This window comes from Arthrobacter sp. M2012083 (assembly GCF_000281065.1).
Taxonomy (GTDB): Bacteria; Actinomycetota; Actinomycetes; order Actinomycetales; family Micrococcaceae; genus Arthrobacter.
In genome coordinates, this window is the sequence record NZ_AKKK01000011.1 from 62,400 (window position 1) to 85,776 (window position 23,377).

18 protein-coding genes, 1 tRNA gene, 1 other RNA gene and 1 pseudogene are annotated in these 23,377 nt (G+C 62.3%); 10 read left to right on the forward strand and 11 right to left on the reverse strand.

Annotation, left to right across the window (positions count from 1 at the left end; all coding sequences use genetic code 11):
• Nucleotides 1–17 precede the first annotated feature (17 nt).
• Both A477_RS0107160 and A477_RS0107165 read left to right on the forward strand, forming a co-directional pair.
• Nucleotides 18–1,025 carry a LacI family DNA-binding transcriptional regulator gene (locus A477_RS0107160; protein WP_017198338.1) on the forward strand — a complete coding sequence of 336 codons (1,008 nt, stop codon included), beginning with the start codon at nt 18–20 and terminating at the stop codon, nt 1,023–1,025.
• 25 nt (nt 1,026–1,050) lie between these two features.
• Nucleotides 1,051–1,773 carry a TetR/AcrR family transcriptional regulator gene (locus A477_RS0107165; protein ID WP_017198339.1) on the forward strand — a complete coding sequence of 241 codons (723 nt, stop codon included), beginning with the start codon at nt 1,051–1,053 and terminating at the stop codon, nt 1,771–1,773.
• On the opposite strand, the gene A477_RS0107170 is transcribed toward A477_RS0107165, so the two are convergent.
• Nucleotides 1,774–2,421 carry a LytR C-terminal domain-containing protein gene (locus tag A477_RS0107170; protein ID WP_026005419.1) on the reverse strand — a complete coding sequence of 216 codons (648 nt, stop codon included), beginning with the start codon at nt 2,419–2,421 and terminating at the stop codon, nt 1,774–1,776. It lies immediately after the preceding gene.
• Nucleotides 2,422–2,443: 22 nt separating this feature from the next.
• Complete coding sequence (locus tag A477_RS0107175; RefSeq protein WP_011773432.1) at nt 2,444–2,743, reverse strand: type II toxin-antitoxin system VapB family antitoxin; 300 nt, start codon at nt 2,741–2,743, stop codon at nt 2,444–2,446.
• A 146-nt stretch (nt 2,744–2,889) separates the two neighbouring features.
• Here A477_RS0107175 and A477_RS0107180 point away from each other — a divergent pair, with 146 nt between their 5' ends.
• Entirely contained in the window at nt 2,890–3,810 is a 921-nt protein-coding gene (locus A477_RS0107180) for a Cof-type HAD-IIB family hydrolase (protein WP_017198341.1), read from the forward strand.
• Nucleotides 3,811–3,877: 67 nt separating this feature from the next.
• A complete protein-coding gene (locus A477_RS0107185) occupies nt 3,878–5,467 on the forward strand; it encodes a stealth family protein (protein ID WP_502685502.1) in 1,590 nt (529 codons plus the stop codon).
• Here A477_RS0107185 and A477_RS0107190 read toward each other — a convergent pair.
• The 4 genes from A477_RS0107190 to A477_RS0107205 form a co-directional block, all read right to left on the reverse strand.
• A complete protein-coding gene (locus A477_RS0107190; protein ID WP_017198343.1) occupies nt 5,445–6,446 on the reverse strand; it encodes a phosphodiesterase in 1,002 nt (333 codons plus the stop codon). The genes A477_RS0107185 and A477_RS0107190 overlap by 23 nt on opposite strands.
• A 141-nt stretch (nt 6,447–6,587) precedes the next feature.
• Complete coding sequence (locus tag A477_RS0107195; RefSeq protein WP_017198344.1) at nt 6,588–7,070, reverse strand: glutathione peroxidase; 483 nt, start codon at nt 7,068–7,070, stop codon at nt 6,588–6,590.
• A 122-nt stretch (nt 7,071–7,192) separates the two neighbouring features.
• Entirely contained in the window at nt 7,193–8,797 is a 1,605-nt protein-coding gene (locus A477_RS23850; protein ID WP_017198345.1) for a M23 family metallopeptidase, read from the reverse strand.
• Between the two features lie 155 nt (nt 8,798–8,952).
• Nucleotides 8,953–9,348 (reverse strand): MarR family winged helix-turn-helix transcriptional regulator, encoded by a 396-nt coding sequence (locus A477_RS0107205; RefSeq protein ID WP_011773425.1) that lies wholly within the window; start codon nt 9,346–9,348, stop codon nt 8,953–8,955.
• Between the two features lie 97 nt (nt 9,349–9,445).
• Between A477_RS0107205 and A477_RS0107210 the strand changes: the two genes are divergently transcribed.
• Nucleotides 9,446–10,888, forward strand: coding sequence for an MFS transporter (locus A477_RS0107210; RefSeq protein ID WP_017198346.1), 1,443 nt, complete (start codon nt 9,446–9,448; stop codon nt 10,886–10,888).
• 43 nt (nt 10,889–10,931) lie between these two features.
• On the forward strand, nt 10,932–11,852 hold the full coding sequence (locus tag A477_RS0107215) for an oxygenase MpaB family protein (protein WP_017198347.1): 921 nt from the start codon (nt 10,932–10,934) through the stop codon (nt 11,850–11,852).
• 712 nt (nt 11,853–12,564) lie between these two features.
• Here A477_RS0107215 and A477_RS22755 read toward each other — a convergent pair.
• The 3 genes from A477_RS22755 to A477_RS22165 form a co-directional block, all read right to left on the reverse strand.
• Complete coding sequence (locus A477_RS22755; RefSeq protein WP_017198348.1) at nt 12,565–13,617, reverse strand: CU044_5270 family protein; 1,053 nt, start codon at nt 13,615–13,617, stop codon at nt 12,565–12,567.
• Nucleotides 13,604–14,179 (reverse strand): RNA polymerase sigma factor, encoded by a 576-nt coding sequence (locus A477_RS0107225; protein WP_044568479.1) that lies wholly within the window; start codon nt 14,177–14,179, stop codon nt 13,604–13,606. Before A477_RS0107225 ends, A477_RS22755 begins: the two co-directional genes overlap by 14 nt.
• 911 nt (nt 14,180–15,090) lie before the next feature.
• Nucleotides 15,091–16,815 carry an IS30 family transposase gene (locus A477_RS22165; RefSeq protein WP_017198351.1) on the reverse strand — a complete coding sequence of 575 codons (1,725 nt, stop codon included), beginning with the start codon at nt 16,813–16,815 and terminating at the stop codon, nt 15,091–15,093.
• A gap of 74 nt (nt 16,816–16,889) precedes the next feature.
• Between A477_RS22165 and A477_RS22170 the strand changes: the two are divergent.
• Nucleotides 16,890–17,466: pseudogene (locus A477_RS22170) on the forward strand (recombinase family protein).
• Nucleotides 17,467–17,873: 407 nt separating this feature from the next.
• Here the strand turns inward: A477_RS22170 and A477_RS0107245 are convergent.
• A complete protein-coding gene (locus A477_RS0107245; RefSeq protein ID WP_017198352.1) occupies nt 17,874–21,347 on the reverse strand; it encodes a bifunctional proline dehydrogenase/L-glutamate gamma-semialdehyde dehydrogenase in 3,474 nt (1,157 codons plus the stop codon).
• Between the two features lie 123 nt (nt 21,348–21,470).
• Between A477_RS0107245 and A477_RS0107250 the strand changes: the two genes are divergently transcribed.
• The gene (locus tag A477_RS0107250) at nt 21,471–22,400 is read left to right on the forward strand and encodes a LysR family transcriptional regulator (RefSeq protein ID WP_017198353.1); all 930 of its coding nucleotides are present in this window, start codon (nt 21,471–21,473) and stop codon (nt 22,398–22,400) included.
• Between the two features lie 46 nt (nt 22,401–22,446).
• On the opposite strand, the gene A477_RS0107255 is transcribed toward A477_RS0107250, so the two are convergent.
• Nucleotides 22,447–22,531: transfer RNA gene (locus A477_RS0107255), tRNA-Ser, on the reverse strand.
• A gap of 306 nt (nt 22,532–22,837) precedes the next feature.
• On the opposite strand from A477_RS0107255, the gene A477_RS0107260 reads away from it, so the two are divergent.
• Both A477_RS0107260 and ffs read left to right on the forward strand, forming a co-directional pair.
• On the forward strand, nt 22,838–23,161 hold the full coding sequence (locus A477_RS0107260) for a YqfO family protein (RefSeq protein ID WP_017198354.1): 324 nt from the start codon (nt 22,838–22,840) through the stop codon (nt 23,159–23,161).
• Nucleotides 23,162–23,249: 88 nt separating this feature from the next.
• An RNA gene (gene ffs / locus A477_RS22945) (signal recognition particle sRNA small type) lies at nt 23,250–23,346 on the forward strand.
• The last annotated feature ends 31 nt before the right edge of the window (nt 23,347–23,377 follow it).

Sequence of the window (23,377 nt, forward strand, 5' to 3'; positions counted from 1 at the left end):
TGGACCCAGGAGGAAATATGACGGAATTGCAGCGCCGCCCCACCTTGATGGACGTAGCCGAGGCCGCCGGCGTCTCCCGCGCCTTGGTTTCCATCGTTATGCGGGGTGCACCGGGCGCCGCGGAATCAACGCGGCAAAGAGTTTTGGAGGCCGCCCGCCAACTCGGATATAGGGCAGACTCCCGGGCAAGGCTACTGCGGAGCAGCAGGACCAAGCTCCTGGGTCTCATCTTTTCCACCTCACACCCCTTTCACGCGGAAATAGTGGATGCGGCGTACGCTGAAGCCTCCGCCAGGGGCTATGAAATAGCCCTGAGCGCGGTAGCGAACGGCAGGCCCGAGGCCCGCGCCATAGAAACCTTGTTGGATGTCGGCGCCGAGGCATTGATCATCATTGCCCCCACCCTCAGCGTGGATGACCTCGCACTGCACGCCCGCCAGGTGCCGGTGGTGAGCCTCCTTCGCGACAACGTGGGAGACCTCGTGGATTCAGTCAGCAGTGACGATGACGCAGGCATCGCGATAGCCGTTGACCACCTGGTGGGTCTCGGTCATCGCCGGATCGTCCACGTCGACGGCGGCGCTGCCGTCTCGTCGGACAGGCGCCGGGAGACCTACCGCTCGGAAATGATCCGGCACGGGCTCCAAGCTGTGGTTGTTCCTGGTGGTCCTGGAGAAGAGGACGGCATGGGAGCAGGGCGGATTCTTCAGGCGAATCTGCCCACGGCTGTTATCGCCTTCAACGACAGGTCGGCCCTCGGCATCATGGAAAGCTTCAGGGCCGCCGGAATCAGCATTCCCGCAGATGTATCGGTACTCGGCTATGACGACAGCCACTTCGCCAAGCTCAGCTTCGTCCAATTATCCTCCGTCAGCCAGGACGCTCCGCTCCTTGCCGCCGCCGCCGTTGGCCGTGCCGTGGACCGAATCGAAGGGGAAAAGCTGCCGGGCAGCGTGGTCCGAACGCCGCATTTGGTCCTCCGCAAAACCACAGCCCGGGCACCTGCAGAAACTCGCACCTCTTAGTGACAGATCACTGTAAAGTGTCTATATGCCAAGGATCACGGCCGCCACGAATGCTGCCCAACGCGCCGAGACCCAACGTCGGATTTTGACCGCTTTTGGAGAGCTCCTCTTCACCCATGGCCTCCCGGGACTCACCATGACGGATGTCGCCCGGCACGCCGGCGTGGGACGTACCGCGGTCTACAACTATTACGCGGATATGGAGCAACTGCTCATCGCGTACGCCTTGGACGAGACAGAGCGTTTCATCGTGGACCTCCGCGATTCATTGGCTGCCCTGGAAAACCCCGTTGACAGGCTTGCCCTCTATGTCCGGGCCCAGGTGGAGGATCTCAGCCGCCGCCACTTGCCGCCAGGACCGGCCATGGCCGCCGTCCTCTCCCCAGGTTCCTTCGCCAAGCTCGCCGACCATGTGGGCGACCTGAACGTCCTGCTTCAGGACATCCTCCAGGACGGCGTGGAGCAGGGCTACCTTCCGGACACCGACGTCGCCCAGTTGGCGCGGCTCATTCACGGAACGCTTTCCGCCAGCGCCGCACGACGCAACCGAACGCCCGACGGCGAGACTCCCCCGCCGCCGGCCTCCGACGACGTCGAGCTTCACAGCGCCTCCGAACTTCACTCAGCCCTCCAAGTTCACACGGCGCAAACGGTGCGGTTCATCCAACTGGGCGCGGGAGCCCGCTTCGACGAAGCCGGCAAGCCGATGCGCCTGGAATCGCCGGCCCACGACGTCCTCGCCAGCTAGCTACTGATCCGCGGGTAGCGTGGGAATGATCGGCCACTTGGAGTTGTCCGCAATGCGCAGGTCCTCACGCGGGCACTGCAGCGTGCCCGGGGTCTGGTCCACCAACTGGGGTTCCACCAAGCCTTCGAAACCGGGCGTCAGGATGACATCCACGGACTCGTCCTCACGGTTGTCTTCGAAGTAGTCCGTTCCGGCAAGGTTTCGCTGGACGTTGAACGCCGCGGCTTGGCCCTTGACCCCGGAGACCACCACGCCAATGCCTGAGTAAGCGGTGTCGCTGTTGTCCACGGAAGCCACCTTGTAGCCACGCGCCGTGAACTGATCAGCAACCGTACCGGCCAGCCCGGCGCGCGAGGTGGCATTAAAAACGTTGAGGGTGACGGTCTCGTTCGGGACGTAGTCGAACGTGGTGGCGGGGCAGAGGCTGGTGGGCGCTTTGCTGGCAATCGAGCTTGGAACTTTGACTACCCCGTTCATGATCGCCCAGGCACCCACGGCTCCGGCCGCTATGACGCCAACCAGCAGTACCAGGACTATTCCGTGGAACAGCCGCCGCCGGAAGCGGCCCTTGTGCGCCTGGGCGTCCTCGGCAAAGGTTGCCCGAAGCTCCGGGCCCGTCACTACATGATGGCCGTGGAGCTGCGTCACATCTTTGGGACGCCTGCGCTTGCTAGCCATCGATCACCAATACACGTGCGTGAATGGCCGTCCGCTGGTGGAGTGCCGTGCGGACGGCCCTGTGAAGCCCGTCCTCGAGGTACATAACGCCTTGATACTGGACGACGTGCGGGAACAAATCACCGAAGAAGGTTGAGTCCTCAGCCAACAGTGCCTCCAGGTCCAGGGTCCGTTTGGTGGTAACGAGTTCATCGAGGCGGATAGGACGCGGGGGCAGGGCAGCCCAGTCCCGCGGCGCAGAGTATCCATGGTCAGGGTACGGGCGTCCCTCGCCCACAGCTTTGAAGATCACTCTGCAAGCCTATGGAAGAAGCCGCGCTAACGGAACTTGTGACCGGCAGCACAGGCACGTTGTAGCCAAAAGGTGACTAACGTGCGTTTGGGTGTCACAGACGTCATAGCTGTGTTGGGAACCGCCCGGACTGACAGAATGGGGTCATGACTCAACCGTTCCAAGGTACTGACCGGACCGCTGCCCGCGCCACGCCCGCTTTGGCGCTGCTGCTGGATGTCGATGGCCCTATCGCCAGTCCCGTAACGCGCGACGTCAAACCGGACATCATCGCGGACATGGTTGCCCTGGCTTCGGCCGGGATCCCCGTCATCTTCAACACGGGCCGCTCTGACGCCTTCATCAGCGAGCAAGTCATGGAACCAATGATTGCCGCGGGCATGCCGGCGGACACTGTCATCCACGCTATTTGCGAGAAGGGCGCCGTGTGGTTCAGCTACACAGCCGAAGGCCCTGGCCCCATCCACGTGGACCACGAACTCGCAGTTCCCAAGGCCTACGGCGACGATATCCGCAGGCTTGTTGCTGAAGACTATTCGACGCACATGTTCTTCGATGAGACCAAGCGCGCCATGGTTTCCGTGGAGCAGCACCTGGATGTGGCCAGCGAGGACTACTTGGCCGAGCAGAAACTCTTCGACGCCGATGCCCTGGACATCATGGGACGCCACGGCCTCAACGCGGCCATTCTGGACCACCACGCACCCGGGTCCGATGACACCGCGGATTATCGATTGGACCCCACCATCATCTCCACGGACATCGAATCGGTCCGGTTGGGCAAGGACCTCGGAGCCAGTCGCGCAGTGGAACTCCTTGCAGCCCAAGGCATCACTCCGCTCTCCTGGCGGACGGTGGGTGATTCACGCACGGACTACGCCATGGCAGACTGGCTTCACCACAACGATCACGATGTGAAGCACGTGGACGTCCGGCCCGCAGACGGCGTACCGGTGAAGCCCTACACCATTTTGACGGCAGCCGACCTTGAACTGGCGGATGACGTGATCCACGACGACGCCGGCGGCGCTTTCCTTCGCAGCTGGCGCGAAGCCCTTTCGATCTAAGTACCAGCGCATCATAGTTTTACAGTCTTAAAGCACCCTGCACCGCAACGATTCCGGAGATACAGCCATCACACAAGCACAGGTCGATCCGATTTACCACGGCAGCCCGTCCATCGAAGAGGACACGATTGCTGAGGCGATCTCGCCTGCCGTCGTCGCGCATCTTAGGCACAGGTCCGACGTCGTCCGTCACCGTGGGCGGTACGCCCTGGTCAACGGCGACCTGACTCCGCAACAGGCCATGGTGTCCGATCTTCTGGCTGTCAGGGCCGCTTTGGACGCTGCTGGTATCGATTTCATCCTGGTGCGCGGCAATGATGAGCGGCCCGTTATCGCCGTTGACTGGGAGTCACGCAAGGAGGTTCGCGAGGCACTGGTCACGGCCTTCCGGAATGAGCCTTTCTATTCCATGACCGTGGACGCCAAGAAGAAAACCTCCATGTTGGTGGCGGACGGCGATCTCACGGCTAACCGAAAAGCCCGCATCTTCCGCTTGTACCGGCCGCGCGTCGAGATCGGCGGCGGCCTCTGGTACGGCCCGGCCTTGGGCGTGCAGCTTGAGCTGTGGCGGTTCGAGGGCGATCATTTGGAACTCCCCGTGGAGAACTCCCTGACCCGCCGCACCATGCTGCGGCAAGACGCGGTGCGCGGCACAGTCCAGCGGCATGGCCTCTCCTGGCCCACCATCGAGAACATGTTCGCTGACCATGCCAGCGACATCGACTTCGATATCGACATCGTCTTCTCGTGGGTGGATGGCAGCGACCCCGAATACATCGCCAGGAGGCGCGCCCAGCAGGCCGAGGCTGTCCTCGGCGAGGGCGACGACCATGAGGCACGCTTCCGGCAGATCAACGAGCTGAAGTACGCGCTGCGCTCGGTGCACATGTTCGCTCCCTGGATCCGGCGGATCTTCATCGCCACGGACTCCCCCGCACCGGAATGGCTGGCCGACCACCCGTCGGTGACCATTGTCCGCAGCGAGGAGTTCTTTGCCGACCCCTCCGTGCTGCCCACCCACAATTCGCAGGCCGTGGAGTGCCAGTTGCACCACATCAAGGGCCTTTCAGAGCACTTCCTGTACTCCAATGACGACATGTTCTTTGGCCGCCCTGTGGGCCCTGACATGTTCTTCACGCCCGGTGGCATTACCAAGTTCATCGAAGCTGACACCCGCATTGGGTTGGGCGAGAATGACGCCGAACGCAGCGGTTTTGAGAACGCAGCCCGTGTGAACCGCAAGCTGCTGTGGGAGCGCTTCGGCCGGATCACCACCCGTCACCTTGAGCACACGGCCGCCCCGCTGCGCCGCAGCGTGGTGGCGCAAATGGAGAAGGAATTCCCGGCCGAGTTCGCAAAGACTGCCGGCAGTCGTTTCCGTGCCGCGGACAACATCTCGGTGACCAACTCGTTCTACCACTACTACGCCCTGCTTACCGGTCGCGCGGTCACGCAGACCAGCGCCAAAGTCAGGTATGTGGACTCCACCATGTGGGCCGGACTGCACTACCTGCCAAAGCTCCTGGCCAAGCGCCACATGGACTTCTTCTGCCTGAACGACGGCAGCTTCCCTGAAGTCGAGGCAAATGAACGAGCCGACCTGGTGACCGACTTCCTGGAGAAGTACTTCCCCGTCAAGGCACCCTGGGAGAAATAAGGCCGCCTGGAGAAGCAGCACCACCGGGAGAAACGAGCGGGAGCGACGAGGTGTGCGTGCCCGGCGAAGTGTGGGCCCCCACCCGGGACTCGTGCGGAATGCGGATGCCGGCCGCCGCCAGGCGCCGCTGAACCTCGGCTGCATCCAAGGGCTCGCCAACCGTGACGCCACCGGACATCGGAACCACGGAGTGCACGATCGTGTGCTCGTATACGTGGATCATGTTGTAGGACTGGGCTCCGTCCCGGCCGCGCTGCCCGCCGGCGCGCACCGCCAAGTCCTGCGTGTAACAGGTAGCAGAGGCGACCGATACCGGGATGCCGGCGAAGCTCGCCGTCGTGGAGTAGTGCAGGTGGCCACCCAGGATGGTGCGGACGTCTGTGTTACGGACGACGGCGGCCAGTGCGGCTTGGCCGCGCAGCTCCACCAACACGGCCAGGTCCTGCACGCACGGGACAGGCGGGTGATGCAGGGCAAGGATGGTGCCGTCCGGGGCCGGCGTGGCCAGTTCAGAGGCCAGCCACTCCAGCTGGGATTCTGATAGTTCGCCGTGGTGGTGGCCGGGGACCGTAGTGTCCAGGGTGATGATGCGGAGTCCGTTGACAAAGTAGCTACGGTCCACAGGGTCTTGTGGCTTGCTGGCCGCGGAGGCATCGGCGAATGCTGAACGGAAGTTTGCCCGGTTGTCATGGTTGCCCATGGCCCAGATGGCTTTGGCTCCCAGTGACGCGCACAGGGGTTCAATCATCTCGCGGAGTTGCTTGTAGGCTTCCAACTCGCCCTTGTCGGCGAGGTCTCCGGTGAAAATGATGGCCTCGGGCCTGATCCTGGAGGCGATGATTTGCTCGCAGATCTCGTGGAGCCTGGCTGCACTGTCCACCGAGCCGTGGAGCGTGCCCGGACCACCCACCAGGTGAAGATCGCTCAGGTGCAAAAGCACATGACCTGGTTTGGGGTATTCGGCCTCGATGAGCTCCATAGCTTCGCCTTAGCGTTTGGTGGGAGACGGCGCCTCCCGTGTCAATCCAGTAGTCCCAATCCAACCAGACAACAAGCCAACAACTGGCTAACTTCCGGCGGAATGTTGGAAAATTACTTTCTCCTTTCGGGATCGGTGGCCTTATGCCAGTGCTTCTTCCACTGCTTTTACAAGGTCTTCGGAGTCAGGCTCCACTGCGAATGGGAACCGTGCCACGAGTTCGCCCCCGCGATTTATGACGAACTTCTCGAAGTTCCATTTCACCTTGGCCGGCTGCCCGTCCTCGTCCCGGGCCAGCTCCGCGAACAGGGGATGCTGTTGCTTGCCAAGGACGTTGGCTTTGCTGGTCAGCGGGAAGGACACACCGAAGTTACGTTCACAGAACTCGGCGATTTCCTGGTCAGCGCCGGGCTCCTGCCCACCAAACTGGTTGCAGGGCACGCCGAGGATTTCCAAGCCTTGCGCGCGATACTTGCCGTAGAGCTCTTCCAAGCCAGCATATTGGCGCGTGTAGCCGCATTCTGAGGCGACGTTCACCACCAGGACCGCTTTGCCCTCGAACCGGCCGAAGTCGGCTTCGGTGCCATCGTTGAAGGTGAGGGGAATGCTGTAAAGGCTGGACATGGGATTCGCTTCCTGACGACGTCGTCTGGCGGGTTTGCCGCCATCGAGCTTACGGGAGCTGGCTTGGGGCCGCGAAATGCAGGGTTATCCGGCGTTTCACGTGCCTTGGGCGTGTATCCGGCTTAGGGTGCCGGGAGGATCAGCGTGGACAACGGCACGATCACACCATCCGGCCGCTGGACCAGGTCCGGTGCGATCAGGATGTATCCGGGCGGAAGCACCACCATCGGGAGCGACGTCGGAAGGACGGCCACCGGGGCAGGCGCAGGGGCCACGGGAGGTGCAGGAGCCGGCGTAACGGGCGCTGGTGCCACTGCAACTGGTGCAGGTTCCACAATTGCCGGCGCCGGAGCCGGAGCAACTGGCGCCGGTTCAACGACTGCCGGCGCCGGAGCGGGAACAACCGGAGCCTGCACGAGCGGAGCTGGCTCGACAACCACGGGCTCGACCGGAGCCGGTTCAACAGCTGCCGGCGGCGGGGCAATGGCCGACTGAAGGGTCGGTGCCACCGGGGCCGTCGTCAGCGTCGGCGGGACGGTACTGGTTTCCGGGGTACTTGTCGACGGCGATGGCGTGGCGGTGCCAGTCGGCGTCGGCGTCGGAGTCACAGTGGTGGTCGGCGTGGGTGTCGGCGTAGCAGTGGTTGTCGGCGTTGGCGTCGGCGTGGCCGTCACGGAAGGTGAGGGCGTCGGCGTCGTGCTTGGAACCGGCGTCGAGGTGGCTGGCGGGGTGATGTAAGTTCCCCCAGGGTTGCTCGGCGTAGTGGTGACGGGAGGAGTGGTGCCGGACGGGGCCGGCGGTGGAACAGGAAGCGGTTCGTCGTGTTCGTGCTCTCCACCAATGACAGCCCGGTTGGTTCCATCCGATACAGGGACGGCCCATTGGGGGGTTCCCGAAGCGCCGTTTCCAACACCGGGCTGGTAGTTCACCATGGCGATGGTCTGCAGCGGATCAGTCTGCCGAATGGACAGCAGTGTCCAGTTCGCGGGGTCGGTATGGAGACCGTTGACGATCGTCTCGAAGTGAAGGTGGCATCCTGTGGACCAGCCCGTGGTCCCAACCTCTGCGATGACCTCTCCCACCCGCACCGATTGGCCCTGCGTGACGCCGATTGCCTGGAGATGGTTGTACGTGGTGACCAAGCCGTTGCCATGCTCGATTTCAACCCGGTTGCCACCGCCCCACACATGCCATCCCACAGCCCGCACCACGCCGGCGTCTGCGGCGTAGACCCGCGTACCGCAGGCGGCTGCGTAGTCCTGGCCCCAGTGGAACTCTCCTGCCAGGCCCGTCAAGGGACTGTAGCGGTAGCCGTAGGACGAGCTCTTATTAAGGACCTCAAGCGGTGAATAAAGACTGCCGGCAGGCGGCCGGGACAGGCCTGCTGAGGCAACGGTAAGGCCTGTGGAACCGTCCTTGCTGACGGTTCTTACGAGGGCTCGGTCGAAGTAGACCATAGGCGTGCCGGGGATCTGCTCGGGGGGCTCCGGCATAGAGTCGATGACCAAGGTCTCGGCATCCGGCGGCACCAAGGTGCCTAGCGCCGTTGGTTCCACCACCCCCTGCGCCAGCGCTCCGCCAACGGAGCTGCTGGAGACGGAATTCAAGGGTTGGAAGCCAAACGCAAAGAAAGCCAGGACGGCGAGGCTTCCCGCGATGAGTACGCGATGAAAGCCGACGGCGCGGATCAAATCTACTGCCCGGTCTGATTCATGATGCTTGCCCACAAAACACTCCCCAAAGCCAGCGGCACCAAACCCCAGCCTGGCGTGCAAGCACCATTGTTGCGGGAATCTTGGGAGAAATAAAGGCTTCCCGGGTGCCATCTACCGAAAGGTTGGCTCAGTTTTGCCTCAAGAATCTTGAGCTTTGTTTTCGGGGGCTAGGAGCCCAGGTTTTCCTTCAGCAGGGCACGGTGTTCGACGGCGGCATTGGCGTGGAGTGCACGGCCCGCCTCAGTCAGTTCCAGGAAAAGGGAACGGCGGTCGTCTGCGCAGGTTTCGCGGGACACCAGGCCGGCCTTTTCCAGCCGGTCCACCACCTTTGAGACAGCACTCTGGGTCATGGGGGTCCGCTCCCCCAAAGCCTTCATCCGGCACGCAGACTCTTCGCTTTCGGCAACGAGGTCCAGGATTTCAAACTCGTTGAGGCCAATGTCGAACTTCGCTTCGAGGGCGCGGTCAATTGCTCCTGCGGTACGGAAGTAGGAGTTCTGGATGCTGCGCCACTGTTCCACCAATTGGCGGTCGTGCAGTTGACGGTCACGCGTCGTTGCCATGTCCCGATTCTAGTTCATGACGGCGTTAGAATCCACGTCATAATATTCTGCATCATATTCCTTGTCATTGAATGACGTGTCATGTAGATTCACATCCATGACATCACCCACCACCCTCAAAACCTCAACTGAGCCGCCTTTGGTTTCAGCCGTTCACTGGACGCGTGCCCAGTGGCTGCTGCTCATGGTTGTGTGCACCGTCCTGGCTTTGGACGGGTTGGACGTCTCCATGGTCGGCGTTGCCTTGCCGTCCATCGGACAGGAACTCAATCTGGGTACCGACTCCCTGCAGTGGATCGTTTCCGCCTACGTCCTGGGCTACGGAAGCCTCCTGCTCCTCGGTGGCCGTCTCGCCGATCTGTTGGGCCGGCGTCGAATCTTCCTCATTGCGCTGACCGTATTCGCCGCGGCGTCCCTCCTTGGCGGGCTGGTGGACGATCCCGCCATCCTGATCGCCACGCGCTTCATCAAGGGACTTGCCGCTGCCTTCACCGCACCCACAGGGTTCTCCATCATCACCACCAACTTCGCCGAAGGCCGCGAGCGCAACAAGGCGCTGTCCATCTTCACCACTTTCGGCGCCAGCGGCTTCTCGCTGGGCCTGGTGGTGGGCGGCCTGATGACCAGCCTCAGCTGGCGTTGGACGTTCCTGGTCTCGGTGCCCATCGCCGTCGTGGTTGTCCTCCTGGGCATGAAGTTCATCCCGAAGGACAAGCCGTCTGCGGAGAACAGCGGGCACGATATCTGGGGTGCCGTGACCCTGGCGCTGGGCATGCTCGGCCTTGTGTACACCTTGGTTTCAGCACCGGAGCAGGGCTGGGGATCTGTGGCAACAATCGCCGGATTCGCAGTTTCCATCGCCGTGCTGGCAGCCTTTGCCGTGATCGAGAACAAGGTCAAGCATCCGCTGATCCGCTTCAGCATCCTCAAGGAGGGCTGGGTGGCCAGGGCCAATCTCAGCGCGGTGGGATTGTTCGGCTCCTACCTCAGCTTCCAGTTCATCGTCACCATGTACCTGCAGTCCGTGCTGGGTTGGACGCCGCTGGGAATGGCGCTGGCCCTGCTGCCGGCAGGTCTGTTGGTGGCTACGAGTGCGCCGTTTGCGGACCGTCTCATTGAAAAGTTCGGGGCCACGCAACTGATTCTCACCGGGCTCACGGCCCTTGGCCTGGGCTACGTCCTGTTCCTCCGGGTGGGCACCACACCGAACTACGTGCTGGACATCCTGCCGTCCGTGGTCCTCCTGGGCATCGGGTTCGCGCTGGCTTTCCCGTCCATCAACGTCCAGGCGACTGCCGGGATCAAGGACTCGGAGCAGGGGCTGGCCGCCGGTTTGATCCAGACAAGCACCCAAGTGGGCGCCGCCCTGGTTTTGGCGGTCACCACAGCGCTGGTCAGCGGCCACGGTCAAGCTGCCGGGACCGTAAGCGCCCAAGCCATGCTGGAACAGTACCGTCCGGGCCTCATCCTGAGTGCCGCCGTCGCCATCGCCGCCTTGCTGGTTGCGGCAGCACCGTCGCGGCGCCGCGTCCGTTCCTAACCCCGCGTTTTTCCCCTGTACACAGGCGCAATTGCGAGGTCTCATGGGATCTATGAGGAACTACCTCACGGAGTACAGGCATGAACTGCAGCGCACCTTCACGGGAACGTCGGGCACGCCTCCGGAGTGGGTGCCGCGCCTCGCAGAAGGAAACGACGCCGGATACCACCTGCCGGGGTCGGCGGTCTGGGCGGTGCACGGCCATGTAGCCACCATCGTGGCCGGGATCCGGGTCCTGCTGATGCAGGCCCTGCATCCCGGCGCGCTGGCCGGAGTTTACGAGCACTCAGGCTTCCAAAAGGACCCTCTTGGACGGTTGGCGAACACGGTCCGATGGATTTTCACGGTGACCTACGGATCCACGGAGGCCGCCGCGTCGGCAACTGCCGTGGTCCGCAAGATCCACGAGCGCGTCCGGGGAACCTACGTGGACGGAAGCGGTGTCCTGCGGGAGTACGCCGCCAATGATCCCGAACTCCTCCGTTGGGTCCACGTCACCTACGCGGACTCCTTCCTTACCGCCAATCGCATCTGGGGCCGACCCATTCCGGGTGGGCCGGACGCCTACGTTCGCGAGTGGGCAGCTGCCGGGCGGCTTATGGGAGTTGAGGATCCACCGCTCACGGAGGCCCAGGTCCGGGAAGAACTGGAAGCCTGGTACGCCTCGGGGGTACTTCGGGCTGATGAACGGCTTGCCGAAACAGTGTCCTTCATCCGGCATCCCCCACTGAGCCCGCTCCTCAAGCCCGGCTACACCATCCTGTTCGCGGCCGCCGTCGCCAGCCTTGAACCCAAGTACCGCGAGATGCTCGGTATTCGCCGAGCCGCGATTGGTCCGGTTCCCCTACCTGTCATCACCGCTGCCCGGGCTGTGCTGGGGATGGTCCGGTTTGCGCTGGGTTCGCACGGGCCAAGCGAACAAGCCGCGCGAAGGCGGCTGCGAAGGCTGGGTTACGCGGCCTGATACCCCCTGCCGCCCGGCTTCTGGATGAACCCATGGCCCTCGGTGTGTCCGGGTGCAGGAAACGCTTCGGGACGTCAGGTCATCCGTTGCCTGAGGGCACGGGCTACCTCATTCGCGGGTGCACGGATCTCAGGCGTAGGCAGCTGAAAGAGTGCGTCGGTGATGAAATCGTGCCCACGGGAATCCACCCCAATGTCTTCGCGCCCTTGCACTTCCCCGCCTATTCTCACTGCCGCTGATGGTGTGGAGCTTATCCGGGACTAGTGGGAATCCTCGGGAGACGGTGGCTGACTAAGCGCGTTTGCTAGCTCGTACAACCAAAATGAGATGTCCTCTTGCTTACGCCTTTTGCGCTATCAAGAGGACATCTCATTTTTACACTCTCAATTCGCAGCGGAGATTTGGGAGGCTGATTGATGTTTGCCTGGTTCAGATAAGTTGCATCGGGAGACTCTGATAGCGCGGCTGCTGCTACAACGGCAACGTCAAATGGCGTCAGGGAGAGATGGAGGGTTTGCTTACTCCTATCGGATTTTCGCAGGGCCGGTCTCTGTTGGTGGTTCGCAGAGTAACCATATTCGGGCAGCCCCTGTCCCCGGTGGCAATAGATGGGCATCGATCCTACTGAAGGGACTGTTCGCCTCAGTCCCTCCAAGTGGTGCGGTCATCCCCCAATGGCGACCGCTGCGATGTGCGGCCAGCTGGCGCGAGCCTAGGGAGCGACGTCCACTACGGAGGTCCTCAGCGAGGTCCACGTCGTGAGGGTCCCAGCAGGATATCCGGGGTAGTCCTTGAAGAGCACGGTTTGTTCCCCGATAACCAGACCCGAAGCGGGATCGATGACAATGTTCGCTCCAGTTACCCCGCCTGATGATGCGATACCGATGGCGATGCCGGTGCGGCCGTCGATCATTGCGTGCCTGTCGGTAACCGTAACGCCCTGGATTAGAGCAGCTGCTTTGTACAGCGCAGCGCGCAAGTCCGCCGGAACGACTCCTGTCTGCAGTCCATCCGCGATTGCCGTGAAAGCCTCACTGTCGGGGGACTTCCCGGTGCCTTTGGTTCGTTCGTAGATCAAGTCCAGGAGAGCCCGTGGATCCCTAGGGAGACTCGCGGCCTCCTTTAGCGGCGTGCCGACGATGACGGTCGGCTCTTTCCCGTAGAAGACACCTCCCGGGGAGCGCAGAATCCCGACGAACTCAGGTTGACCATCCGACTCGGCTCCCTGAGCCTTGACGATCTCGTCCGGCAGAGCTTTGGCTTCCTCGTTCATCGAATCCAGAATCATGCCTGGTTCCCGGTTCCAGACCCATACGTCTGACTTGTCGGCTGGCACATACATCTGACTGGTCGAGGTCTCTTGCCATCTCACCTGGCTTAGATCGGCAGCCTGCCCGCCCGTTCCAGAGACCGTCTTCGTTGCGATCTTCAAATACTGGCCAGGTCCCACCACAGGGTCGGACGTTTGAATGGTTGCAGCAGCGGCGTTGTTCAGCACCTCGGCCGCCTCAGCTGTGGCTCCAGGACCTCCAGGCCTGATGACATCGACCAAGACGATTCCGCCGACCAACAGCGCGGCAGCGGCAGATGCGAAAAGGGCCCGGCGCCGGAACCGGATAGGCGAAACGGTGGCTTTCCGCTGAGGTGCTGAAGCGACGGACGCTTGCACTTTGGCCATGACTTTCTCCCTGCCTCGGGCCAAGGCGGCTGCCGGCGCTGAGCCGACATCGCTACGCATCTCGCGGAGCAGCTCAAGGTCGTCCATAGTGATTCTCCGTTTCAGTAAGTCTTTCAAGGTTGAACTGGGCTCGAATTATTTGCCGCGCACGGTTCAAGCGGGAACGAACTGTCCCCACCGGAACGCCGGTTGCCTGGGCTATACCTTCGTAAGTCAGGTCAGCCCATGCGTAGAGCAACAATGTTTCCCTGTCGATCGCAGCCATATCCCGGAGGACTTGCGCAATTTGTCCGGTGGCGATCTTGGCATCGACCTCAGCAGCGATTCGGTCAGAGTCATCGGCTATGGCCTCACGTGACGTCGATTTTGCAGCTGTTCTGAGGACTTTGGCTTCTGCCCGATGATGCTCTCGAAGCAAGTTGGTAGCTATTCCAAATAGCCATGGCCGAGCATCGTCCCGGCTAGTGTCGTAGCTGTCCAGATGCTCCCAAGCGACCAGGAACGTTTCCGCAGTGACATCTTCCGCGGCGAAGTCGCCAGCTCTTCTGGCCGCATATCTATAAATGGCCGTGGCATGCCGATCGTATAGTTCCCCGAAAACCGCGGGGCTGTCCCGGGACCGCCTGATGATCTCGCTGTCTGTGCTCACACTATGTATTGACCGTTGGCTGCAAAAGAGTTCACGCAGCGGCCCATCTCCCCCTCGACCACAGCGTATCTGCACCTCTGGCACTGGCATCCTTGGCATCCTTGGCATCCGATGAGGCTACCCGTGGCACGCCCGTAAGCCGGTCGATCACCGTGCTGCCAAAGCCTGTCGCCACGCTCTGCGCCATTGCTGGCTTGGGCCATGTACGTAAGACACGATGAAATGCACGGTGATGGGGGGGCGGATTCAAGTGGTCGACGCAACAGCGGGCTACTTTCGGGCTCTGTCGCCCTGTGGTTGAAGTCTACGAGGGTACGAAGGAGAGCTATAGAACGGCCCCTGGAGAGGCTGCGCAAAGAGGTTATCCCTTATTAGAAAGATCCCCTGTAAATTCGGTACCGGGACGTCCAAAGACCACGTCCTGCCGCATTGAAGGGGGCTTTGTCGTGGGCGTTGATGGTTTCAAGGGAAAACCAATTGTGGAGATAACTGAGCACTGGCGATCACCCTTAGGTGCCAACGCCGCCATCGAAGCCATTGCGAGATCATCCGCTAAGTCACGCGCGAAGGTTGAAATCGACGGCGGAGCGGTACGTATCCGTGCTGGCTCTAATTGGGTTTATAGGATCCTCGGAAACCTCCTTTCAGGCGAAAATGTCCTTCCAGTTGCCCTGGAGGTTACGGCGACAGCAATCGATGACGGGTGCAAGCTTCAGGCACGCGCTTTTGACACTTTCGGGTGGCGTTTGACGGACCGAACTTTTTTCGGCGCAGAACAGTCTTTTAGGAATCGCCTTGAAGATTTACTGAAGAGTGCTGCCACTGCAGCCCACGTTGTGAACCGGAGAATGGGCGCAGACTGACGGAACGCGAGAGAGGCGTCGGCAGCTGGAGGCTCCTGGTCTGGGAGCCTATCCATCCGTCGAGAATTGGAAGATTGCTGCCGGGGTGCGGTAGCCGAGGCTTTTGCGTGGCCTGCTGTTCAGCTCGGCGCAGACCTGTTTGACGTGGTCCTCTGAATGGACGGAGAGATCCGTGCCTTTAGGGAAGTATTGGCGCGCGAGTCCATTGAAGTTTTCATTCGCGCCGCGTTGCCAAGGGCTGGACCGCTCCGCGAAATAGATCCGAAGTCCGGTGGCGGCAGCTAGTTCCTGGTGACGGGCCATTTCCACGCCTTGGTCCCAGGTCAGTGTCTGCTTCAGGTGAGCCGGTAAGGCTGAAAAGGCAGTGACGATCGCTTGGTTGGTCTGGGCCGCGGTGTGTCCGTTTGGGAGGTTGACGATGATTCCGTAGTGGGTCTTGCGTTCGCGTAAGGTGACCATAGCGGATGCGGAACCAACCCCCACGATGAGATCACCTTCCCAGTGGCCGGCCTCTATTTTGGTCTCGACCTCTGGCGGTCTTTCGTGAATCATCGTCATGGTCTTCACGACGGAACCATGGCCCGATCCTGTCCGCCAGCGGTGCTTACGGATCTTTCGCCCTGTGCGCAGGCGTGGCTTGCCGGCCGTGCTTAGCCCGCCATGATCGCCGAATAATAGTGCTTGGTAGATCGTCTCCGGACAGAGCCGCAGCGCTGGTTCAGCGGCAAATTCCAGTGCTAGCCACCCGCAGATCTGCTCTGGGGACCAGTGACTGGTTAGCTTTGTTTGTACCAGTGCGTGCAAGCGCGGATTAGCCTGCAATTTCCGCTCCCTCGGCCGACGCCGCTGGCTGCGCGCATCGTGATCGGCTGTATGCGGCAAGTAGCGCCCCCGGGGATCACGGTGCCGGTCAAGCTCCCGTTTGATGGTCGACGCATGCCTCCCCAGCTCCCTGCCAATCTGACGCAGGGAACATCCCATGCGGAGCAGATCTGCCATTTGAAGCCTTTCGCGCAGGCACAAGTACCTGCCCGACGGAGGTTTAAGGCGAGCCCGTGGCTGTTGCGCCCTCTGATTCCGAAGCCTTGTCCCGATATTCCTGCTCACGCCCAACATCCTGCAGGCGGCAGCATTGGAAGCACCGGAGCCCACCAACTCCCAATATCGTGTCTCCCGTAACGCGCGTCGCTTTTGTGCTGGAGACATAGGAGCTGCAACCCTCTCGGCAACGATCCTCGCGGTCCGAATCGCGTCCCGCTCGGCTTTCAGCAGGCGTGCTTTCTCGACTTCCAGTTCTCTTTTCCGCTGGGATTCCCACCTGAGGGAGGTCCTCGGCGACAGTTGTAAAAGGTTTACAACCTCCGCCAGAGGCAGCCGGCTTCGCAAGATGATGAAACGACGGTAGACCCACCGGTACCCAGTCGTATGCTTTACGCCTGCCGATCCGGCAGCAGCCAATACGCTCATGCCGGAGGAATAGCAGGACCAGAACGCCTCCTCAACGACTGCATCGACTTGGAAGTGATGGCGCCCGGAGCCTCTCAGGAAGAGTTCATTCCATTTCTCGGCATTGCGCGAGATGAACCCCAGTTCTGTCTGGGCAGCTACGTGGTCGAGGCCTTCGCTGCGGAATCGGAGGTACTCATCACGCAACCACCGGTAACCGGTCTCCTTACCGACTCCGGCCACCCGTACTGACTCTCTGAAACTCTTGCCTTCCTTGATGAAGGCAAGAAACCTAACACCGGTAGGCGAATCGAAGTGTTGATACATCGAAGGAACTCCCTTGATTGGGTGTTGCTTCGATCAACAGAATCCGAGGGGGGATTACTGCAACCATGTTCCTTATGACTGGAATGAAGATCGGTTATGCACGGGTCTCGACGAACGACCAGGACCTCACAGCCCAACGCAATGCCCTCGTTGCTTTGGGTGTGGAAGAGATCTAGATCTTCGTTGATCAACGGACTCACGGGAGCGAATCGTGTGCGCCCAGGTCTCCGTGAAGCAATGGCGGCCTGCCGGGCCGGCGATACGCTCGTGGTGACCAAGCTCGACCGGCTGGCGCGCTCTCTATCTGATGCCAGCGACATTGCCGATGAGCTGACGGCTAAGGGCGTTGTGCTTAGTCTCGGTGGAAGCACCCACGACCCAACTGACCCGGTAGGCCGTCTGCTGTTCAACGTCCTGGGAATGGTGGCCGAGTTTGAGGCGGATCTGATCCGGATGCGCACCCGCGAGGGCATGGCGGTAGCAAGAGCCAAGGGGCGGCTAAAAGGCAAGCAGCCAAAGTTGTCCAAGACACAGCGGAAGCACCTTCTGACACTGCATGACGCCGGCGAGCATACGCAGGCCGAACTGGCAGGGCTGTTCCGGGTGTCACGGACCACGGTGTACCGCGAGCTCCAAAGGCGCACCATCTGAAGACCGGCGCGGCGCCTACTGCTAGGAACGCGCCAAATAGCGCCGCAAAAAGACCGCCATTTAGCGCCGAAAGTCACAGACCTGTCCGGACCCAGCGCTTAGTTGTCTCGTTAAGCTTTAGGATTTCAAGACGTCATCCCGCTGACCCCATACCGATCCGGTGGTCCCGGTTGAGCGGGGCTAGCCAGCTCAAGTGGTGTTTCCCCGCATGCATCCTCCGGCTCTTCTCCTGCCGCCATCGAACGGGCCGTCCAAGCCCGGCTCTTCCACGCCGGACGTCGGTGCAAGCGCGGCTGGTGTGACGGCCTCCACCAACCTTGGCGCCACGCTGACATACAAAACAGCCGGGCAGGGACGGAATGAATCCGTCCCTGCCCGGCTGTTTTTCATGCCTCGGCGCACATGGCCTAGATCAGGTGATCCGACAGGTGGTTCGGCGTGCCGAAGCGGTGGGCGGTGATGGACACGGCCTGCTCGCGGAGGAACGGCAGCATCTCGATCCGGCCGGCCTGGGTCACAGCACCGTGGTAGACCGCGACGTCCGGACGGCCACCCATTGCCGCGCTTAGTGCGGCGAAGTCGCCACCGATCAGGCGGATCCGGCCAGCGTCGAACTTGGCCGCACGGGCCAGCCACGCGGCGTCGTCCTCGATCCGGACGCTGACGCCCAGGTTCGCGAACACGGTCACCACGGCGTCGGGAAGTACGACGGCGGAGCTCACCGTGAGCTTCGAACCCGCCACTGCACCGGCTGCTACAACACGGAGCAGCTCAGCGGGTCGCTCGCCTTCGGAGAGGCGGATGGTGACGGGGAGGGAGCGGTAGCGGAAGACGTTGCGCTCTGCGGACAGGGCGGAGACATCCTTGCGCGTGCCGAACTCGGATTCCCAGGCCGCTGCGTCACTGAAGAGTGACTGTTGGAGGGTCTGGAGTTCTTCAGCGGACACGTCCGCGGACTTTGCGGCCGAGAGAATCTGTGCGGCAGCACCCTGGAGCATCGTGCCGCGCTTGGCCTTGGCCTCGGCGGGGAGCCAGCTGCCCAGGCCGATGAGGTAGTTCGGTCCACCGGCCTTGGTTCCGGCGCCGACTGCGGACTTCTTCCATCCACCGAACGGCTGGCGCTGGACGATCGCACCGGTGATGCCACGGTTGACGTATAGGTTTCCGGCCTGGATGGTGTCCAACCAGACGCCCATTTCCGCGGAGTCCAGGGAGTGGAGGCCGGCGGTGAGGCCGTACTCGATCTCGTTCTGGATGGCGATGGCTTCCTCGAGGGTCTCTGCGGTCATCACGCCCAGGACCGGACCGAAGAACTCCGTCAGGTGGAAGTAGGAGCCCCGCTTGACGCCGGAACGGATGCCCGGGGACCACAAGCGGCCGGTTTCGTCGAGGCGCTCGGGCTTGATGGCCCAGGTCTCGCCGTCGCCCAGGGTGGTGAGGGCGTTGAGGAGCTTTCCGTTGGCCGGCTCGATGATCGGCCCCATCTGCGTGGTGGCGTTCTCCGGGTAGCCAACCGTCAGGGAGCGTGCGGCATCGATCAGCTGGTTGTGGAAGCGGGCGCTCTTCGCCACGGAGCCCACGAGGATCACCAGAGAAGCAGCGGAGCACTTCTGGCCGGCGTGGCCGAATGCCGAGTACACAACGTCCTTGGCAGCGAGGTCCAGGTCGGCACTGGGGGTGACGATGATGGCGTTCTTGCCGGACGTTTCCGCGAGCAGCGGCAGGTCCTGGCGGAAGGAACGGAACAGTTCAGCGGTTTCGTAGCCACCGGTGAGGATGACGCGGTCAACGCTCGGGTGCGAAACCAGCTGGGTGCCGAGTTCGCGCTCTTCGAGCTGCACCAGTGCCAGCACTTCACGCGGCACGCCGGCTTCCCAGAGTGCATCCACCATGACGGAACCGGAGCGGCGGGCCTGCTTTGCAGGCTTGATCACGACGGCGGACCCTGAGGCGAGCGCTGCGAGCGTCGAGCCTGCGGGGATCGCCACCGGGAAGTTCCACGGCGGGGTCACAACGGTGAGGTTCGCGGGAACGAACGTGGCGCCGTCGACCGTTTCCAGGTCCTTGGCGCGCTCGGCGTAGTAGTGCGCGAAGTCGATTGCTTCGCTGACCTCGGGATCGCCTTGGTCGATGGTCTTGCCGGTTTCGGAAGCCATAACCTCAAGAAGCTCCGCACGGCGCGCCTCGAGGATGTCGCCGGCGCGGTGCAGGATGGCTGCACGCTCGGCTGCCGGGCGGGCACCCCAGGCCTTGCCGTGGTCCACGGCGGTGGCGATGATGCGATCCAGTTCGGCAGCGTCGGAGACCTTGGTGGACTCCACGATCTTGTTGCCCGCGGTGGAGCCGGGGATGCGCTTGAGGATGTCGCGGCCCCAGGCGCGGTTGGCAGGGAGTGCCGGGTCGGTGTCCGGGGTGTTGCTGAAGCCCTCGAGCGGTGCCGGATCCGCGGGGAGGCGGCGGTCCTGCTGGCGGTTGGGTCCAGGAACTTCGTCCGTCATTCCGGCGAGGGAATCAAGGAAGCGCTGCTGTTCGCGCTTGAAGAGGGCTTCATTCTCGCTCAGCTCAAAGACTGCGGACATGAAGTTTTCCTGGCTGGCACCCTCTTCGAGGCGGCGGATCAAGTAGGCGATGGCGACGTCGAACTCGCCCGGGTGGACTACCGGTGTGTAGAGCAGGAGGCTGCCGACGTCCTGACGGACTGCTGTGGCCTGGCCCGTTGCCATGCCCAGAAGCATCTCGAATTCGATGGCTTTCGGGCCCTGCTGGGCAATGCCGCGTTCTTTGGCCAGCAGCCACGCGAAGGCGACGTCGAACAGGTTGTGGCCCGCGACGCCGATGCGGACGGCGTCAATGCGTTCCGGGGTGAGGGCGTAGTTGATGACGTTTTTGTAGCTGGTGTCGGAGTCCTGCTTGGTTCCCCAGGTAGCCAGCGGCCAGTCGTGCAGGGAAGCTTCAACCTGCTCCATGGGAAGGTTGGCTCCCTTGACCACGCGGACCTTGATGGGAGCGCCACCCTGTGCGCGGCGTGCGGTGGCCCATTCCTGCAGCTCCTGCATGGCGCCAAGGGCGTCCGGGAGGTAGGCCTGGAGGACGATGCCGGCTTCAAGGTTCTTGAACTCGGGCATGTCCAGGATGCGCTTGAACACCGCGATGGTCATGCTGAGGTCTTTGTATTCCTCCATGTCCAGGTTGATGAACTTGGGCTTGGGGAAGGACGCAGCCAGGCGATACAGCGGGGTGAGCTTCTCCACCACGTGGTCCACGGCTTCGTCGAAGGCCCACGGGGAGTGCGGTGCCACGGTGGAGGATTCCTTGATGGAAACGTAGTCCACGTCTTCGCGGGCAAGGAGCTTCAGCGTTCCATCCAGTCGGCGCTGCGCTTCGTGTTCGCCCAAGACTGCTTCGCCGAGCAGGTTCACGTTCAGGTGAACGCCGTCCTGACGGATCTTGGCAATGGCCGGGCCGAGCTTGGCGTCCGTGGCGTCCACGATCAGGTGGCCCACCATTTCGCGGAGCACGCGGCGGGCGATCGGGATGACTACCTGCGGGACGATCGGAGCCATGACGCCACCCACGCGGACAGCGCTGCGCATGTACCACGGGAGGAACTTGGGCACCTTCGGGGCCAGCTCGGCGAGTTTGCGGCCGGCGACCGACAGGTCCTCGGGGCGGATGACGCCGTCGACGAATCCCACAGTGAAGTCAAGGCCGTTCGGGTCCTTCAGGACGCCCGCGAGGCGCTGCGCTGACACATCGACGGGGACCTTGCTGGCTTCGGTAAGCCAGTGGCGGACCAAGGCGATGGCTTCCTGAGCCAAAGCATCGAACTGCCCGGAATCCTGGGTGCGCGGGGCGGTGGCATCCGGGAGGGTGCTGGTCATGGGGGCTCCTTCTGAGGCGGAGAAGTTTGTTTGTTTCCATCAGTATGGATCTACAATCACGTTAGGAAAAGCGATCTTTTCTGACGAATATTCATTACCCATTCCGAACCTTTGGAGGCCGCCTTGCTGGACGTCCGCAGGCTGCGTTTACTGCACGAATTGAAGATCCGCGGAACCCTCGCGGAAGTGGCCGACGCAATGCAGTACAGCCCTTCATCGGTGTCCCAGCAGCTGACCTTGCTGGAGAAGGAAGCGGGCGTGGAACTGCTGCGCAAAGCCGGGCGGCGGGTGCAGTTGACCCCTCAGGCGGAGATCCTCGTGGCTCACACCGCGGCACTGCTGGAAACCTTGGAGCGGGCGGAGACCGAGCTCGCAGCCTCGCTTTCCATGGTCACAGGCACCGTCCGGCTCGCCGTCTTCCAGTCCGCCGCGCTGGCGTTGCTTCCGGATTTCCTCAGCATCATGCGCCAGGAGTATCCCGAGGTCCGCGTCGAGATGACGCAACGCGAGCCTGAGACCGCACTTGACGAGACCTGGGCGCGGGACTTCGATCTCGTGGTGGCGGAGCAATACCCGGGCCACGCCGCCCCGCATCACAGCGGCTTGGACCGCGTGATCCTCACCAGCGACGCCATCCGCCTGGCCACTCCACCGGTGGGACTGGGTGGGGAAACTGTTTCTTCGCTTGCGGATACCGCTTCAATGCCGTGGGTCATGGAGCCTCGCGGCGCCGCTTCCAGGCATTGGGCCGAGCAGGCGTGCCGCTCGGCGGGCTTCGAACCGGATGTCCGCTACGAAACGGCCGACCTCCAAGCCCAGATCCGCCTCATTGAATCCGGGAATGCCGTGGCCCTCATGCCGGACCTCGTCTGGACCGGGAGGACCCGCACTGTCCAACTCCTGGACCTCCCCGGCCTTCCGAAGCGAACCGTCTTTACGTCCACCAGGACGGCCGGCCGCATTCATCCCGCAACCGCAGCCTGCCGCGAAGTGCTGGAGAGGGTCGCGGCAAAACAGCAGCAGGATGCCGAGCAGCATGCGGACGCCGACTAACTTCCGGGAACGCAAAAGGCCCCGGTCCGAAGACCGGGGCCAAACGCGGAGAATGGGGGATTTGAACCCCCGAGGGCGTTAACCCAACACGCGTTCCAGGCGTGCGCCATAGGCCGCTAGGCGAATTCTCCTTGCTTCCGATTCGAAAGCAGATACTACTGTACCTGAGAATTTCGGCATCGTGTAATCGGCCTGAAGCGCCCCCTTCCGGGGGACCTCCGGGAATCGCTCCTTAACGGAAAAATGGACGCCCCCAACGCGCCCATTCTTGCGGTATCACCGTTGAGCTGCCGGGTCCGGCCCCTCGCTCCCAGGCCCCGCAGCTCACAACCTTGAGATTGCCCCAATCGGTGTACATACCCATCGTCCGCTGCGGTCCCGCGTTTTGCAATGGCTGAGACCTGTTTGTAGCCGAAGTTTATTGACAGGATGTGCTTATGGATCAACTCCACACCCTGGTTGCCTACGTTCCTGAGACGCATATCGAGGAAGTCCTCCTGGCCATGGGCGATGCGGGCGCCGGGCGAATCGGCGACTACTCCCACTGCGCCTTTACTTCACCCGGCACTGGCCGCTTCACGCCGCTGCCGGGTGCGCGCCCCTTTGTTGGTGAGGTGGGGATCGAGGAACAGGTGCCCGAAACCCGGGTTGAGTGCCTTGTTCAGGAGGACATGCTCGACGGCGTGGTGCGGGCTTTGCGGATGGCGCACCCCTACGAGGAGCCGGCTTTCATGACGTGGCCGGTGAAGAGCTGGCGATAAGTCGCGCAGCCCAGCCACCCGCCGTCGAGCCTTATCCACAGGCCTTCCAGCCGATTCGAACCCCAACCCAAGTTCGGGTAAGCTTGTCGACGGCCCCTCATGTGGCGTCATCCTGTTGAACTCCCCCAGGACCGGAAGGTAGCAAGGGTAGATGGGCTCTGGCGGGTGCATGAGGGGTCACTTATTTAAATGTCAGTCTCTATAGGTAGGTTTCAC

What these genes read in the sequence shown, in the direction of transcription:
- A477_RS0107160 (WP_017198338.1), top strand. Translation starts at nt 18, where the DNA reads ATGACGGAATTGCAGCGCCGCCCCACCTTGATGGACGTAGCCGAGGCC.
- A477_RS0107165 (WP_017198339.1), top strand. Translation starts at nt 1,051, where the DNA reads ATGCCAAGGATCACGGCCGCCACGAATGCTGCCCAACGCGCCGAGACC.
- A477_RS0107180 (WP_017198341.1), top strand. Translation starts at nt 2,890, where the DNA reads ATGACTCAACCGTTCCAAGGTACTGACCGGACCGCTGCCCGCGCCACG.
- A477_RS0107190 (WP_017198343.1), bottom strand. Translation starts at nt 6,446, where the DNA reads ATGGAGCTCATCGAGGCCGAATACCCCAAACCAGGTCATGTGCTTTTG.
- A477_RS0107195 (WP_017198344.1), bottom strand. Translation starts at nt 7,070, where the DNA reads ATGTCCAGCCTTTACAGCATTCCCCTCACCTTCAACGATGGCACCGAA.
- A477_RS0107205 (WP_011773425.1), bottom strand. Translation starts at nt 9,348, where the DNA reads ATGGCAACGACGCGTGACCGTCAACTGCACGACCGCCAATTGGTGGAA.
- A477_RS0107210 (WP_017198346.1), top strand. Translation starts at nt 9,446, where the DNA reads ATGACATCACCCACCACCCTCAAAACCTCAACTGAGCCGCCTTTGGTT.
- A477_RS0107215 (WP_017198347.1), top strand. Translation starts at nt 10,932, where the DNA reads ATGGGATCTATGAGGAACTACCTCACGGAGTACAGGCATGAACTGCAG.
- A477_RS22755 (WP_017198348.1), bottom strand. Translation starts at nt 13,617, where the DNA reads ATGGACGACCTTGAGCTGCTCCGCGAGATGCGTAGCGATGTCGGCTCA.
- A477_RS22165 (WP_017198351.1), bottom strand. Translation starts at nt 16,815, where the DNA reads ATGTATCAACACTTCGATTCGCCTACCGGTGTTAGGTTTCTTGCCTTC.
- A477_RS0107245 (WP_017198352.1), bottom strand. Translation starts at nt 21,347, where the DNA reads ATGACCAGCACCCTCCCGGATGCCACCGCCCCGCGCACCCAGGATTCC.
- A477_RS0107260 (WP_017198354.1), top strand. Translation starts at nt 22,838, where the DNA reads ATGGATCAACTCCACACCCTGGTTGCCTACGTTCCTGAGACGCATATC.